The sequence below is a fragment of the Burkholderia semiarida genome, from assembly GCF_029268935.1.
Classification (GTDB): domain Bacteria; phylum Pseudomonadota; class Gammaproteobacteria; order Burkholderiales; family Burkholderiaceae; genus Burkholderia; species Burkholderia semiarida.
Genome location: NZ_JAHLCL010000001.1, coordinates 155,722 through 169,219, shown reverse-complemented (window position 1 = coordinate 169,219; position 13,498 = coordinate 155,722). Strand labels below are relative to the sequence as shown.

The window sequence follows — 13,498 nt, the reverse complement described above, 5'->3', positions numbered from 1 at the left end:
ATTTCGTATCAAATTAAGTACAATCGACGCTCGATTGGAGAAAGAGCGGGTATGCCTCACACCATTCTGGCAAGCGTGACGGCTAGCGTCTCGGAGCTGAAGCGGAATCCGATGGGAACCGTTGCCGCAGGCGAAGGTTTTCCGGTCGCGATCCTGAATCACAACGAACCCGCGTTCTACTGCATTCCGGCGAAGACGTGGGAGGCGATGGTCGAACGCCCGGGAGACATCGAAGACAATGCGTTGGCCGATTCGCGCACCAAGGAGAAGGTCGTCAAGATCAAGCTGAATGACCTTTGATCTCGCCTTTCTCGAACCTGCATTGAAGGGGAGAAGCTCGATCGCACCGTGCGTGATCAGTTCAAAGCGAGCCAGCCCGAGCGGCTCGACCATCCTCGCATCCCGTCAGCCAAATTGCACGGCCACCCGGATCGCTACAAGATCAAACTGCGTGGTGTCGGCTATCGCCTCGTCTACGAAGTGCGCGACGCGGAAGTGATCGTCCTTGTGGTCGCGGTGGGCCGCCGAGAGCGTGATGCGGTTTATCTCGCTGCGATGAAACGCTAGCGCGACACGCGTCGCGGCATCCATGCCCGCACTCGGCAACTCACGCCGTTTCCACCGGCGCATCCGGCATCTTGCCGTCGCCGACCCGATTGATCGTGCCTTGCGCGATCGCGACGAGCCGCTCGTGATCGCCGTCGATGACGAACACGTGGCACTGGCAGGTCGCCTGGTGCCGGCCCGCGTAGACGAGCTTCGCGCGGGCGACGAGCGTGCCGTTCACGGCCGGCCGCAGATAGTTGATCTTGTATTCGGCGGTGATCACGCGCGGGCCGAGCACGAGCGCGCCGGCGAAGGTCAGCGCGTTGTCCGCGAGATAGCTGATCACGCCGCCGTGCACGAAACCGTGCTGCTGCCGCAATTCCTCGCGCACCGGCAGACACAGCGACACTTCGTTGTCGCCGATATGCATCAGCTCCGTGCCCAGCAGCATGCTGAACGGCTGCGCGCGCAATGCGCCGCGCGCGTGGTCCGTGATGTCGGTCATCGAATTTCCTTCGAAATGAGTGCCCGCTTGCGCTGAACTCTAGGAAGGGGGTTCCGGATAAGCAAGGAAATTCGTCCGCATTTCGTGCAAATCCCGGTGCGATGCGACGCGATTATTGCGTCGAATACCGAAGATCTCCGCGTTTGCGGGCGATTCGACGCGAATGCGCGAGCGAAGCGCGCGATTGGCCCGCGTTTCCGGCCGTTCCGCCTAAAGTCCGACGAAGAAATGCCGCTAATGCCGGGGCATTGCCTCATCGTCCGCTTTCCAGGAATCCCCCCATGTTCGGAAAAATCAAGCTCGCGTCGGGTCTGCTCGGCGTGTTGACCGTGTTCTGTCTCTTCCTGTTCGCGATCGAAGCGCTCGGTTTCTGGACGCTCGCGTCGACGCGCAGCGGCGTCGACGATCTGTCGAACGTCGCGATCGCGCAGGTCGACGCGGCCAGCCGCGCGACCGAGCAGCTGCTCGACGCGCGCATCAACCTGTCGCGCGCCGGCACGCGGATGGTGCGCGGCGGGCCGAAGCCCGAAGACATCATCCGCCATGCAGGCGCGTCGCTCGCGGAAGCGGACAAGGCGTTCGCGGTGCTGACGGCCGCGCAGCCGGTCGACGACACCAACCGTACACGCGTCGCGGCGCTCACCGAGCGTTATCGCGCGCTGCGCGGCGCGCTGGGCGAACTCGTGCAGTTCCTCGACGCCGACAACATCCAGGCGTTCCTCGACCAGCCGACCCAGGGCTTCCAGGACGCGTACATCGCCGAGCTGCATCGCTTCACCGACTATGGCGGCACGTCGAGCCGCGCGGCGCTCGATACCATTGACGGCGGCATGCTGTGGTTCAAGTCGGTCGGCATCGTGCTGCTGGTGGCGATGCTCGCGGCGAGCGCGGCGATCTACGCGGCCGCGCGGCGCGCGGTCGTCGCGCCGCTGGAGCAGGCCGGCCGCCATTTCGAGCGGATCGCGCAGGGCCGTCTCGACGAAGCCGTGCAGGCGGGCGGCGTGTTCGAGATCGACCGAATGCTGCGCGGCCTCGCCACGATGCAGACGAGCATCGCGGGCACCGTGCGCACGGTGCGCCACGCGTCCGACGCGATCCACCTCGGCGCGGGCGAGATCGCCGGGGGCAACGCCGACCTGTCGGCGCGCACGGGCACGCAGGCCGCGTCGCTCGAGGAAACCGCCGCGAGCATGGAGGAATTGACCGCGACCGTCCGGCAGAACACCGACAGCGCGCGTGCGGCGAGCGCGCTGGCCGACGCGGCGCTCGAAGCGACGAGCCACGGCGGCGGCGTGGTCGACAGCGTGATCGACCGGATGCGCGGCATCGCGCAGAGCTCGGGGCGGATCGCGGAGATCATCTCGGTGATCGACGGCATCGCGTTCCAGACCAACATCCTCGCGCTGAACGCGGCGGTCGAGGCCGCGCGGGCCGGCGAACAGGGGCGCGGCTTCGCGGTGGTCGCGGGCGAAGTGCGCTCGCTCGCGCAGCGCAGCGCGCAATCGGCGAAGGAGATCAAGGCGCTGATCGAGGATTCGGTCGCGCAGATCAATGGCGGCGCGGAGCTCGTCGAGCGCGCCGGTGACGCGATGCGCACGGTGTCGGCGTCGATCACGCGGGTCGTGCAGACGATGTCGGAGATCACGGCGGCGTCGGTCGAGCAGAGCGTCGGGATCGAGCAGGTGAATCAGGCCGTCACGCAGATGGATCAGCTCACGCAGCAGAACGCGGCGCTGGTCGAGCAAGTCGCGGCGGCGGCCGCGTCGCTGAACGACCAGACCGCGCACCTGATGCAGGCGGTGTCGGTGTTCGAACTGGGCGACGGACGCGCCGCACGCGGCGATCGCGCGGCGCCGTCGCTTGCCGCGGCAGGTTACGAACCGGCCGGCAGCGCCGCGTAGGCGGTCGCGAGGTGGTAGGGCGTCGTCGACGGCATGTCGGCGCGCGATACCTGCCCGTCGGCCGTCTCGCACTCGAACCAGCCGCGCGGATGCAGGAAGCGCGCGGCGAACCGCTCGATCTGACGTGCGAGCGGCGCGGAGGCCGGCGTGCCGCCGTGCGTCGCGAGCGCGCGCAGGTATTCGGTCTGCGCCCAGATCCGCTGCGTGCCGTCGATGCACGCGCCTTGCGCGTCGAGCGCCGCACACACGCCGCCCGTCTGCGGATCGACGCCGTGTTGCTCGGCGAACGCGAACGCGCGCGACAGCGCGGCGGGGAGCCCGGTCTGCGCGAGCCGCGCACCGGCCGCATCGACCAGATAGAACCACTCGAACTGATGGCCGGGCTCGAAACGGTTGTCGGCCGCCCCGAGCGGCAGCTCGGCCACGCAGCCCGTTGCCGGATCGACGAACGTGCGCTCGACGGCCTGCGCGGTGCGCGCGAGCGCATCGTCGAACGCGGTGTCGCCGAACGCATCGGCGGCCGCAAGCCACGCTTCGGTCAGGTGCATCAGCGGATTCTGCAGCGCGCCGCTGCCGGATGACGAGAAATCGGCGTGCCGTGCGGCATCGAGCAACGCGTCGCCGTGGCGCGGCGCGAAGCGGTCCTGGATCAGTGCGGCCGTTTCTTCTGCGACCGTACGCGCGGCGGCGTCGCCCGACGCCGCATGCCACGCGGCGCACGCAAATACGATGAATGCGTGCGTATAGAGGTCCTTGGTCGTATCGAGCGGCGCGCCGTGCGCATCGACGCTGTAGATCCAGCCGCCGTGGCGCGGGTCGCGAAAGTGCCGGCACAGCGCGTCGAACAGCGTGGCCGCGTGTGCGGTATCGCCGGCTTGCGCGAACACGAACAGTTGCCTCGCGCACGCCATTGCGCGATAACGGGTCACGGGTAGCGGCGCGTGGGTGGCCGGATCGACGGCCTCGAACGGCAGTTGCAATGCCGAGTCGAACCCTGAACCTCGCCAGATCGGCAAGACGACGTGCGCGAAATGGTGGCGCAGCTGGGCGGCCTGGGCGGAAGCGGAGTCGGAAACGGACATGGCGGGGTTTTGAGCGCTTGGATCGAAACGTGTCGGCGCGGCCCGGAGAATCGGCGCGGCCGGGGCCAAGGATAAAACATTCCGCGCGGCCGGCACCAAAAAAAGGAGATAAATCGAATGCTCAGCAACCTGGAACTCGTGATGCGGCTCGTTCTCGCGGCGGCGCTCGGCAGCGTCATCGGCTTCGAGCGCGAGCGCCTGTCGTGGGCCGCCGGCCTGCGCACGCACATGCTGGTGTGTGTCGGCTCGACGCTGATCATGATCGTGTCGGCGTTCGGTTTCGCCGACGTGCTCGGCACCAGCGACCACGTCGTGCTCGATCCGTCGCGGATCGCCGCGCAGGTCGTGTCGGGCATCGGCTTCCTCGGCGCGGGCTCGATCCTGCTGCGCGGCGAGATCGTACGCGGGCTGACGACGGCCGCGAGCCTGTGGTCGGTCGCCGCGATCGGGCTCGCCGTGGGCGGCGGGCTCTATGTCGCGGCGATTTCGGCGACGATCATCATTTTGATCATCCTGGCCGGCATCAAGCCGCTGGAACGGCGTTATTTCACGGTGCGGCAGCGGCGCCAGCTCGCGTTGACGGTGGCGAGCGGCACGCTGACGTTCGATTCGCTGCACGCGGCGCTCGGCCCCGACAGTGCGCGCGTGAAGCAGTTCATCGTGCAGCGTGTCGACGACACGGGCGAGCAGGACGAGGTGCGCATCGCGCTCGCGCGGGTGTCGGAAGGCGAATACAAGGCGATCTGCGACAAGCTGCGCGCACTGCCGGGCGTCACGCGGTTCGACGGCGGGAATGGGTTGTCGAGTGACGAATAGCGGCCTATCGGCACGAATGCGCTGGGCGGAGGGAGTCGTCGGTCCGGGGCGTTGGTTGATGCCGCATGGTGTTACGTGGTGCCGTCGGGTGCGGCGGCAACCTCAACGTGGTGGAATGTCGTTGGCGTAATCGCAACCGTCAATCGGTAGTGGAGGCGCGATGATATCGGGCGACGTACTTTGCCTGAGCGATGATTTTCCCGTGCATCTGATAAGCGACGACTGCGGGACTTGCCGCCGGCGCCACGTCGATTTTTTCCACGTTCAGGGCGGACGCCGTCACGACATATCGATGCGATGCACCCTGAGGCGGGCAGGGCCCACCGTATCTGGATTCGCCAAAATCCGTCAATGTCTCGACAGCGCCGCTCGGCATGAGCTTCGGATTGCCGGAAGCGCCTTTTTCGATCGACGACTCCGAAGGTGGAATATTGACGATCTCCCAGTGGGTCCAGCCAAGCCCCCCGGTCGGCGCATCGGGGTCGAAGATCGTCACGACGATGCTCTTCGTGCCGCGCGGAACGTGAGCCCACGAAATGCGCGGCGAAACGTTCTGACCGTGACAGCCGAAACCTCCGTACACGTGTTCGTTCGTAAAGTGCCCGCGATGGAGGCCATCGACCGTGATCGTGAACGGCTCCGCGCTGGCTGTCGCCGGGATGAACGCCAATGCCGTTGAGGTGAATAGCATCGCGGACAAAAAAATCCTCGGTCGCATGACGTTGCTCCGTTGAAGGGTGAGAGTTCAGTACAACGGTATCCACGGTATCTTGTGGCGATTCGCGCCGGAAGGCGCATTCGCGAACCACGGTGTTGCCTTGGCTGCAACGTCGTTGGCGGGATTTCCGGTCGATTCGATCGTCGCTCGTGCCGGCAAGGTCGAGCGCCCGCATAGACGAGCGCGGCAGCGGTTGGCGCTGAATGAGCGTGCTCGCGCCTTCGAACGAATGGCCACTGCACGGACAAGCGATCGTTTACAAAAAACCGCCGCGGGTCATGTGAACTCGCGGCGGTTCTCCGACAATCGTCAATGCGTACTTGCTACAAGGCATGAAGATCAAGCGGGCCGACCAGGCGTGGGTACTCGACACGACTTACATTCCAATGGCGCGCGGTTTCGCGTATCTGACGGCGGTGGTGGACTGGGCGATACGCAAGACGGGTTTGCCGCTTGGTTTGAGCGCTTTGGCTTGTTTGTCGGTTAGCATCGGTTTTTGGCCCATCGCGTAGCCCATCGGGGATGACTGGACAGGCTGGATGGAGTCAGAGCAAATTGGATGGGTTGAAGACGCAAGTTATTGATTTGTTGAAGAACAATAGGATTTCACTGGATGTCCCTGGACGATAATCTGGCAGACGTGACCGAATCCGTTTCCACGCCTCGCTCCCGTTCCGCCCGTTCGTCGGCCCGTTCCCGCCCGCGCTCGGCCGCTGCCGCAGGCAGCACGTCCGCCGGGGCGACGGCGCGATCCGGCAGCGCAGCGGCCGGCGACGCGCCGCGCGACGAACGGACGCTCGACCTGTTCGGCGATCCGGTGCTCGAGCCCGGCGAGCGCATGCCGGTTGCGGTGCGCGATGAAGCGATCGTGGAAGCCGATGAGTCGGCCGGCGCCGACGACGGGCGACAGGCCACGCTGGATGGATTCAGCCCGCCAGCGGATGCGGCTGCCGCGGGGCTCGGGGAAGCGGAAAGTGCGGCGGCGCCCGATGTGGCGAACGCGGTTGTTTCGACGCCTGAAGGCGGTTTGGCCGCGAACGTCAACGGTACATCTGCAGAGGATCGTGCAACGGAGGCAGTGGATTTGCTTGCCGGCGATCGCGTCGTCACGCAGGTCGATGTGCCGGTGATCGATGGCGCCGCGAAGGCGGAGACGACACTGCAAGCCGCGGATGGCGAGGCGGCGCAGGCGGCGGAATCGCAGGCGACAGACGGCGAAGTCGCGAAGCCTGCGGTCGAGGCGGCAGTCGTCAAATCCCGCGAAGGGAAATCTTCCGGTGATGCCGCGAAGGAACGCCGCGCGTCGTCGGGCGGCAAGCGCCGAGCGGCTACCGGGGCCAACGAAGCGGCGGCAACGCAAACCGTAGCGGTTGCAACGAGCGTCGGCTCGAAGCCGGAAGCGCTTGAATCGAACCTGCTGCCGCTCGCCGCCGCGCCGGTCGAGCCGCAGACACCGGCACAACCGGCACGACCGCCCGAACCGGCCATCGCCGCGCATGCTCCGAAGCCCCGCGACATAGCCGCGCAGCCGGACGCTTCGTCGCCGCCGGTCACGCAGCCGGTGGCCTCCGCCGCATCGTTCGTGACCAAGCCATCGTCGGAGCGTGAACAACCGGCCGCGCCGGCCTTCGATCCGGACACGCACCTGCGCCCGCTGACCGACCGGCTCGCCGCGCTGCAGTCGGACGTGGACGGCCTGACGCGCTCGGCCGACCGCGAGATGCGCCGGGTCAACCGCCTGTTGCTCGCGCTGGCCGTCGTCGTGCTGGCGGGGCTCGTCGCGCTGGTGTTGCAAACGCGGCAGATCGCGCACCTGAAGCAGGACGTGGTCACCAAGCAGCAGCGGATCGATCGCCTCGCAGCAGATCTGTCGACGCAGCAAGCCACGCTGATGACGCTCGAGGAGCATCACGAAGCGCTCCTGTCGCAAGTCGACCGGCTTCAGCGCAACGCAAACCGCGAGGCGGCCGTCGCGAAGCGGGGCCGTCGCGCGCGCTAATCGTTTCGACCCTATCCTGGAAGCCCAACGGAGCAAGGGTCGCCGTTCCGCACCGACGCTCGGCTGTCGCGCGCGTGCGGCAAACCGATGCAGCTCACTGGCAGAGTTCAGGGAAAACCCTTAGAATGGAGGTCATCTAAGGGAAAACCCTAGCCACGTCTGTCAGGAGTCTCACATGAGCTTCATCCTCGCCCTGCTGCAAAAGATCGACGACCTGTTCGTGTCCCCGCACCTGCCGCTCGACGCCGACTACTCGTACGCCGCGCGTCATGCGGAAGCCGAGCGCGTGCGCCGTGCGCACCTCGTGCCGATCGTCGTGTACCGTCGCTGATTCGCTGATTCGCTGATTCGCTGATTCGGCGCGCTGCGTCCCTGCCTGCCCGTTTCCGCCGCTGCGTCGCGCGCCGGTGCGAGTGTCCCGCTACACTGGAAGTCCGATTCCGTTCACGGCGACCGGGCCATGCTGCAGATGCGGCCGATGACGGCCGGCGAATTCCACGCGTACCGCACGCGAGCCATCGACGGCTACGCGCGCGATCTCGTTTCTTCCGGGCAAAATGCTGTCGAAGACGCGGCCGACCGTGCGCGCGCCTGTTTCGACACGCTGCTGCCGGACGGCCTGCTGACTGCCGGCCAGACCCTCGTCACGCTCATCGACGCCGCCACCGGCGACACGGTGGGCGACCTCTGGTACGCGATCGTGCCCGAAGGGCCGAACCGTACGCTGTTCATCTACGACCTCGACATCGTTCCGTCCCGGCGCCGCCAGGGCTGGGCCACGCGCGCGCTCGGAGCGCTCGACGCCGAGGCGCGCCGGTACGGCGTCACCGAGATCGGGCTGTCGGTGTTCAATCACAACGCGGCGGCGCGTGCGCTGTATCGCGCGTGTGGGTTCGTACCGATTACCACGACGTTGATCAAGCCGGTCGTGTCGGGCTGAATCCGTCGGCCCGGGTGCGTCCTCACGTGCTGCCGGTTCGGCGCGCCGCATAGCCGGCCAACACCGGCCCGCTTCCTTATCCTTCCCGTTGGCCCAACGCCCAACGCCCCGTTCGGCCATCCGGCAATCACCGCCTGCCGCCTCAACGCGCGCGGCCTTTCCATCTCCGCAACAGCAACGCGTTGGTCACGACGCTGACGCTGGAAAACGCCATCGCCGCACCCGCGATCACCGGGTTCAGCAACCCGAGCGCGGCGAGCGGCACGCCGACCAGGTTGTACACGAACGCCCAGAACAGGTTCTGCTGGATCTTGCGATACGTGCGTTTGGAGATGTCGATCGCGTCGGCGACGAGCGCCGGGTCGCCGCGCATCAGCGTGATGCCGGCCGTGTGCATCGCGACGTCGGTGCCGGTCGCCATCGCGATGCCGACGTCCGCCGCGGCCAGCGCGGGCGCGTCGTTGATTCCGTCGCCGACCATCGCGACGATCCCGCCGTGCGTGCGCTTCAGTTCCGCGACGACGCGCGCCTTGTCGTCGGGCAGCACCTGCGCGTGCACTTCGCCGATGCCGAGCGCCGCCGCGACGGCCGCCGCGCTGCCGTGGTTGTCGCCCGTCACGAGGGCGCTCGCGACGCCGCGCGCCGCCAGCGCTGCAATCGCGTCCCGGGCGCCCGGCTTCACGGTATCGCCGAATGCGATCAGCGCGAGCACCGCGCGCGGCGCATCGGCACGCATCAGCCACGAGATCGTGTTGCCGGCGCGTTCGAGTTCCGCCGCGCGCGCGTCGAGCGCCGACGGCGCCGCGATGCCGAGTTCGTCGCGCCAGCGCGTGCTGCCGAGCGCGAGCCGCTGTCTGCCGACGTGTGCTTCCACGCCGCGCCCGGCCACCGCGCGCGCGTCGGTCGCGACGACCGACGCAGCCGCACCGCCATGTGTGGCCACCTCCGCCTCATGCGCGGAAACCACGGCTCGCGCAAGCGGATGGTCGCTCTGCCGCTGCACGGCCGCGGCGAGCGCGAGCGCTTCGTCGCGCGGCACGCCGACGGCGTCGAACGCCGTCACGGACGGTTTGCCTTCGGTCAGCGTGCCGGTCTTGTCGAACGCGATCACGGTCGTGCGCTGCGCGAGCTCGAGCGCCTGCGCGTCCTTGATCAGCACGCCGTGCCGGGCCGCGACGCCCGTGCCGGCCATGATCGCGGCGGGCGTCGCGAGACCGAGCGCGCACGGACACGCGATCACGAGCACCGCGACCGCGTTGAGGATCGCGGTTTCCATCCCGGCGCCGGCGAGCAGCCAGCCGATGAGCGTCAGCACCGCGATGCCGAGGATCGCAGGCACGAAGACCTCGCTGACGCGATCGACGAGCCGCTGGATCGGCGCCTTCTCGGCCTGCGCGGATTCGACGAGGCGGATGATGCGCGCGAGCGTCGTTTCAGCACCGATCGCGGTGGTTTCGACGACGAGCGCGCCTTCGCCGTTGATCGAGCCGGCCGTGACGGCATCGCCGTCGTCCTTCGGCACGGGCAGGCTTTCGCCGGTGATCAGCGATTCGTCGATGTGCGAGCGGCCCGACACGATCCGCCCGTCGACGGGCACGCGCTCGCCGGGCCGGATGCCGACGTGCGTGCCGACGCGCACCTGCGACAGCGGCACGTCGCGTTCGACCCCGTGCTCGACGACGCGCGCACGGTCGGGGCGCAGCGCGTTCAGCGCGCGGATCGCGTCGGTGGTCTGGCGCTTCGCGCGCGATTCGAGCCACTTGCCGAAGCGCACGAGCGTGACGATGACGGCCGACGCCTCGAAATACAGATGGCCGGGATGCGCGGGATCGCGCAGCAGCATCCACAGGCTCAGCCCGTACGCGGCCGACGTGCCGAGCGCGACCAGCAGGTCCATGTTGCCGGTGCGCGCCTTCACCGCATGCCACGCCGCGCGGTAGAAGCGCGCGCCGAATCCGAACTGCACGATCGATGCGAGCACGAGCTGGAGCCAGCCGGGCAGCATCAGGTCGATGCCGAACGGCGCGGCGAGCATCGGCGCGACGAGCGGCGCGCTCAGCACGGCGGCCGCGATCACGAGGTTGCGTTCGCGGATCGCTTCGCGGCGCTTGCGTGCGTCGGGGTCCTGCGCGGGGCCGGCCGGTCGTGCATCGGCGCCGATCGTTGCGCCGGCGGGCGAGGCGGCGGGAAGCGATGCACGGTAGCCGGCCGTGGTGACTGCGGCGATCAACGTGGCGGCATCGAGTGCGCCGGCGCCGTGCACCGACGCCCGCTCGGTCGCGAGATTGACCGTCGCGCGCGCGACGCCCGGCACGGCGGCGAGCGCTTTTTCGACGCGGCCGGCGCATGACGCGCAGGTCATGCCGCCGATGTCGAGTTCGATGTTCGCGGGCGCGGCGGCCGGGACGACGGTGTCCGACACAGCCGGCGTCGCGCCATAGCCGGCCTGCTTCACGGCGTCCGCCAATTGGGTGGCCGAAACGCCGGCCGATGCGTCGACCGTCGCGCGTTCGGTCGCGAGGTTGACCGATGCGCGCGTGACGCCCGGCACCTTCGCGAGCGCCTTCTCGACGCGTGACACGCATGACGCGCAGGTCATGCCGTCGATGTCGAGTTCGATCGTCGCGGCGGCAACCGGCGCAGGCGGCGGCGCCGCGTGTGGCGCGTTCTCCGACGAAGGCGTGGCCGCGACCGTTTCGGTTACCGCTTCGCGCACGGTTGCGCGGTAGCCGGCCTCGCCGATCGCGTCGACGAGCCGGCCGGGCTCGACCGCTTCCTGCGCGGTAACCGTCGCCGCATGCGCGTCGAGATCGACCGCCGCATCGACGACGCCCGGCACGGCGGCCAGCGCGCGCTGCACGCGGCCCGTGCAACCGCCGCAATGCATGCCGTCGACGCTCAGCTCGATCGTTTGCAGCGCCGCGGAGGCGAGTGGTTCAGTCATGTCGGATTCCCCAAAAGCGCGGTTCGTGCCGCGGATGGTTCCAGTATCAACATTCCCATGATGGTAAGGTCAAGTACCGGCGGCGATGTGGCGCAAGTCGATGCACACAGGGTGTCACAACACGGAAAAAGCGATCGCCCGGCTTCCAGACGGAAAGCCGGTGCGCGCTGAGGACCAAGCTTGGCGCTCGCGAGGCGTTTACGGGCAACTGGCTGAGGGTGCCGGCGCTATTCCGGATTTTTGCTGAATCCGGCGAACTATTTCAGATTTTTTGACGGTTCAACTAGCGTTTCGCCCGTTATTCGGCATATTGGGGGATGCCCTTAGGCGCTATGATACCGGCCTGACATCAGCGCCCACCGTGACGAAACGTTGCGAGACGGTCATCCGGGCACGCTGGGGTGCCTTGTTCGCGTTCGCGAGACGAACAAGGCGTTGACTGAAAAGAACGATATTCGGCCAGTAATCGATGATTGAAAACCAGCGAGAATCAGTTTCCCTGCGACGCGCGTGCGCGTCGCTGGCGATGGCGGCATTGCTTGCAGGATGCGCGTCGCAACCAGACGCGATCCAGCGGAAAACCGGCTGGATGCGCGCGGAAGTCGCCGACTCCTATATCTATGCGTATCCGCTCGTGCTGATGGACGTCGCGAAGGAAGCGGCGACGGGCGGCGACGGTGCGCAACCGGGGCAGGCGCCGCTCAACACGCTGCGCCACGCGCAGGCGCTGCCGCCGGTCGGTGCGGTCAACCCGCCGCTGCCGGGCGTCGACACGCTCGACTCCACCGGCTGGCTCGACGTCGCCGCCGAACCCGTGATCGTCACGCTGCCCGACACGCGCGGCCGCTACTGGGACGCACGCGCGCTCGACATGTGGACGAACGTGCTGTGGTCGTCGTCGAGCGTCGCGGCGCGCGGCCCCCGTGGCGCCGGGCGATCGCAAACGATTGCCTTCGCCGCGAAGGACTGGCAGGGCACGCTGCCGAAGGGCGTGCTGCGCGTCGACGTGCCGTCCGCCAATGCGTGGCTCGAAGTGCGGCTGCAGACGAGCGGCGGGCGCGACCTGACCAACGTGAAGAAACTGCAGCGCGCGATCCGCGTGGTGCCGCTGTCCGTCTACACCGGCGCCGAGCGCGGCGCGTCGGTGGCGGTCCATGCGGGCAGCGCGCCGTTCGAAGCGGTGGGCGGCGGCACGCCGGCCGAGCAGGTGGCCGCGCTCGATCCGAAGGCGTTCTTCACGCGCTTCGCGCGGGCGCTGCAGGACAATCCGCCGCCGGCCGACGACGCGCACGCGCAGGAATCGCTCGCCGACATCGGCGTGACGGCCGGCTACCCGGTGCTGTGGACGGGCGACCGTCTCACGGCCGCGACGGCCGGCGTCGCCGAGGCGCGCGCGCGGCTCGCGACGCCGCCGTCGAACCTGCTGAACGCGAACGGCTGGACCTGGATCGGCGACACGGCCGGCAAGTACGGCCAGGACTACGCGCTGCGCGCGTACGCGGCCTACACGCAATTCGGCACCGCGACGCGCGACGACGAAACGCTCGCGATCACCCGCGTCGACAGCGACGGCCATGCGTTGAACGGTGCAAACCGCTACGTGCTGCATTTCGCGCCGGGTGCGCTGCCGCCGGTGCGCGCGTTCTGGACGCTCACGCCGTACACGACCAACGGCGCGCTGCCCGACGTCGGGTCGGCGCGCCGCTCGCTCGGCGATCGCGACCGGCTGCGCCGCAACCGTGACGGTTCGATCGACGTCGTCGTATCGGCGTCGCCGGGCGGTACGCATGCGGCGAACTGGCTGCCGGCGCCGCGTACCGATTTCGCGCTCGCGTTGCGCCTGTACGCGCCGAAGCCGCAAGCGAGCGACGGGTCGTGGATGCCGCCCGCCATCGTCCGGAAATGACCGGTTGACCGCCGCCGTTGTCCGGCCGCCGGGCGCGGCGGCGGCGCCCGACCGCCGTACCGCCACCTCCTGAGCCTATACTTTCGGGATAGCGTGCGCGGCCGCCCGGTTTTCCGGCGCGGCCCGGCATCCATTCCCGAG

At 68.2% G+C, this 13,498-nt stretch carries 12 protein-coding genes and 1 pseudogene; 9 read left to right on the top strand and 4 right to left on the bottom strand.

The annotated features are described in order from the left end of the window. The first annotated feature begins 51 nt into the window (after nucleotides 1–51). Both KPB06_RS00810 and KPB06_RS00805 read left to right on the top strand, forming a co-directional pair. Complete coding sequence (locus KPB06_RS00810; protein ID WP_060011222.1) at nucleotides 52–300, top strand: type II toxin-antitoxin system Phd/YefM family antitoxin; 249 nt, start codon at nucleotides 52–54, stop codon at nucleotides 298–300. 48 nt (nucleotides 301–348) lie between these two features. Continuing rightward, the gene (locus KPB06_RS00805; protein ID WP_081075346.1) at nucleotides 349–567 is read left to right on the top strand and encodes a type II toxin-antitoxin system RelE family toxin; all 219 of its coding nucleotides are present in this window, start codon (nucleotides 349–351) and stop codon (nucleotides 565–567) included. A 40-nt stretch (nucleotides 568–607) separates the two neighbouring features. Here the strand turns inward: KPB06_RS00805 and KPB06_RS00800 are convergent, their stop codons facing one another. Continuing rightward, complete coding sequence (locus tag KPB06_RS00800; RefSeq protein ID WP_006480333.1) at nucleotides 608–1,051, bottom strand: PaaI family thioesterase; 444 nt, start codon at nucleotides 1,049–1,051, stop codon at nucleotides 608–610. Nucleotides 1,052–1,332: 281 nt separating this feature from the next. On the opposite strand from KPB06_RS00800, the gene KPB06_RS00795 reads away from it, so the two are divergent. Continuing rightward, on the top strand, nucleotides 1,333–2,952 hold the full coding sequence (locus tag KPB06_RS00795; protein WP_275905268.1) for a methyl-accepting chemotaxis protein: 1,620 nt from the start codon (nucleotides 1,333–1,335) through the stop codon (nucleotides 2,950–2,952). On the opposite strand, the gene KPB06_RS00790 is transcribed toward KPB06_RS00795, so the two are convergent. Next, a complete protein-coding gene (locus KPB06_RS00790) occupies nucleotides 2,925–4,034 on the bottom strand; it encodes an AGE family epimerase/isomerase (RefSeq protein ID WP_275905267.1) in 1,110 nt (369 codons plus the stop codon). The two genes, KPB06_RS00795 and KPB06_RS00790, sit on opposite strands and share 28 nt — an antisense overlap. Nucleotides 4,035–4,151: 117 nt before the next feature. Between KPB06_RS00790 and KPB06_RS00785 the strand changes: the two genes are divergently transcribed. Then, entirely contained in the window at nucleotides 4,152–4,850 is a 699-nt protein-coding gene (locus KPB06_RS00785) for an MgtC/SapB family protein (RefSeq protein WP_060011227.1), read from the top strand. A gap of 139 nt (nucleotides 4,851–4,989) precedes the next feature. On the opposite strand, the gene KPB06_RS00780 is transcribed toward KPB06_RS00785, so the two are convergent. Next, a complete protein-coding gene (locus tag KPB06_RS00780; protein WP_275905266.1) occupies nucleotides 4,990–5,568 on the bottom strand; it encodes a YbhB/YbcL family Raf kinase inhibitor-like protein in 579 nt (192 codons plus the stop codon). Between the two features lie 317 nt (nucleotides 5,569–5,885). Between KPB06_RS00780 and KPB06_RS00775 the strand changes: the two are divergent. From KPB06_RS00775 to KPB06_RS00760, 4 genes and pseudogenes are all read left to right on the top strand, one after another. Beyond that, nucleotides 5,886–6,008: pseudogene (locus tag KPB06_RS00775) on the top strand (IS3 family transposase); the annotation flags it as partial. Between the two features lie 200 nt (nucleotides 6,009–6,208). Next, nucleotides 6,209–7,567: a flagellar hook-length control protein FliK gene (locus KPB06_RS00770; protein WP_104013329.1), complete on the top strand. Its 1,359-nt coding sequence runs from the start codon at nucleotides 6,209–6,211 to the stop codon at nucleotides 7,565–7,567. 175 nt (nucleotides 7,568–7,742) lie between these two features. Continuing rightward, nucleotides 7,743–7,898, top strand: a complete 156-nt coding sequence (locus KPB06_RS00765; protein ID WP_167351646.1) for a hypothetical protein — start codon at nucleotides 7,743–7,745, stop codon at nucleotides 7,896–7,898. Between the two features lie 129 nt (nucleotides 7,899–8,027). Beyond that, a complete protein-coding gene (locus KPB06_RS00760) occupies nucleotides 8,028–8,507 on the top strand; it encodes a GNAT family N-acetyltransferase (RefSeq protein ID WP_104013315.1) in 480 nt (159 codons plus the stop codon). Nucleotides 8,508–8,649: 142 nt separating this feature from the next. Here the strand turns inward: KPB06_RS00760 and KPB06_RS00755 are convergent, their stop codons facing one another. After that, nucleotides 8,650–11,451, bottom strand: a complete 2,802-nt coding sequence (locus tag KPB06_RS00755) for a heavy metal translocating P-type ATPase (protein ID WP_275905265.1) — start codon at nucleotides 11,449–11,451, stop codon at nucleotides 8,650–8,652. Between the two features lie 469 nt (nucleotides 11,452–11,920). On the opposite strand from KPB06_RS00755, the gene KPB06_RS00750 reads away from it, so the two are divergent. Beyond that, on the top strand, nucleotides 11,921–13,357 hold the full coding sequence (locus KPB06_RS00750) for a DUF1254 domain-containing protein (RefSeq protein ID WP_275905264.1): 1,437 nt from the start codon (nucleotides 11,921–11,923) through the stop codon (nucleotides 13,355–13,357). Nucleotides 13,358–13,498 lie beyond the last annotated feature (141 nt).